General features: G+C 61.9%; 2 protein-coding genes. Both read right to left on the bottom strand.

Features of this window, described 5'->3' with window-relative positions; genetic code table 11:
- Positions 1 to 284, bottom strand: a 284-nt coding sequence (locus AC1D0Z_RS22695) for a nucleoside monophosphate kinase (protein WP_477660392.1), incomplete at its 3' end; no start/stop codon positions are given.
- A gap of 188 nt (positions 285 to 472) precedes the next feature.
- Positions 473 to 1,016 (bottom strand): 3-deoxy-manno-octulosonate cytidylyltransferase (gene kdsB, locus AC1D0Z_RS22690; RefSeq protein WP_477660391.1); only part of this gene is annotated, 544 nt, incomplete at its 5' end.

The raw sequence follows: 1,016 nt of genomic DNA, 5'->3' as shown, positions 1-1,016 counted from the left end.
GCATCAGCCTGTGGAATGGTGCGCGGAAAGCCGTCAAACAGGAATCCCTTGGCACAGTCGGGCTGGGCAATGCGCTCTTTGACCAGATTGATGATCAGGTCGTCGCTGACCAGAGCGCCCGAGTCCATGATTTTTTTGGCTTCAATGCCCAGTTGCGTGCCGGCTTTGACAGCCGCACGGAGCATATCGCCGGTGGAAATCTGGGGAATACCGTACTTCTGGCAGATGAAGGTCGCTTGCGTCCCTTTGCCCGCGCCAGGCGCGCCCAACAAAATCAGTCTCATGGATGTCCTCGGATTTTATGAATTCTTGAAGTCAGCCCCGGGGCCGGCGGCCGGTTTCCGCGGGGGCTGCTTGACAGGCATTAAGGGCTGCCAGTACGTGCTGCAGGCCCTTGCGCTTGTGTTTTTCCCAAGGATAGCATGCACCCCTGACAGCAACTTACGGGTTGCCCCATGCCAAAGAGCGCAGGTCAGGAAAACAGTTTGCGGGCGAGGTCGAGGTCTTCAGGGGTATCAACGCCCGGCCCGGGCGCATCGCCGGTGACGTGCACGGCAATGCGATGGCCGTGCCAAAGAGCACGGAGTTGCTCAAGGCATTCCAGCTGCTCCAGCGGCGACTGGGGAAGTCGCGGGAACTCCCGCAGAAACCCCACGCGGTAGCCGTAAATGCCCACGTGCCGCAGCGGCTTGGGCAGACCGCTGCCGGCGTCCCACCATGCATTGCCGGAAAAGTCCCGCGCTGCTGGAATGGGGGCGCGGCTGAAGTAAAGGGCGGTATGTCGCGCGTCAAGGACCACCTTGACCACGTTGGGATTGTTCAGGTCGGCCAGCTGCTGGATGGCATGCGCCGCCGTGCTCATGGCGCAGTCCGGGCGCTCGAGGAGCAACTGGGCTACCGCGTTGATCAAGGCCGGGTCAATGAGCGGCTCGTCCCCTTGTACATTCACCACAATGTCTTCGTTCGCCAGCCCCAGTACACCGCAGGCTTCCGCCAGCCGGTCACTGCCGCTGGGG

Source organism: Polaromonas sp. P1_E3, assembly GCF_056405935.1.
This window is presented reverse-complemented; position numbering and strand designations above follow the sequence as displayed.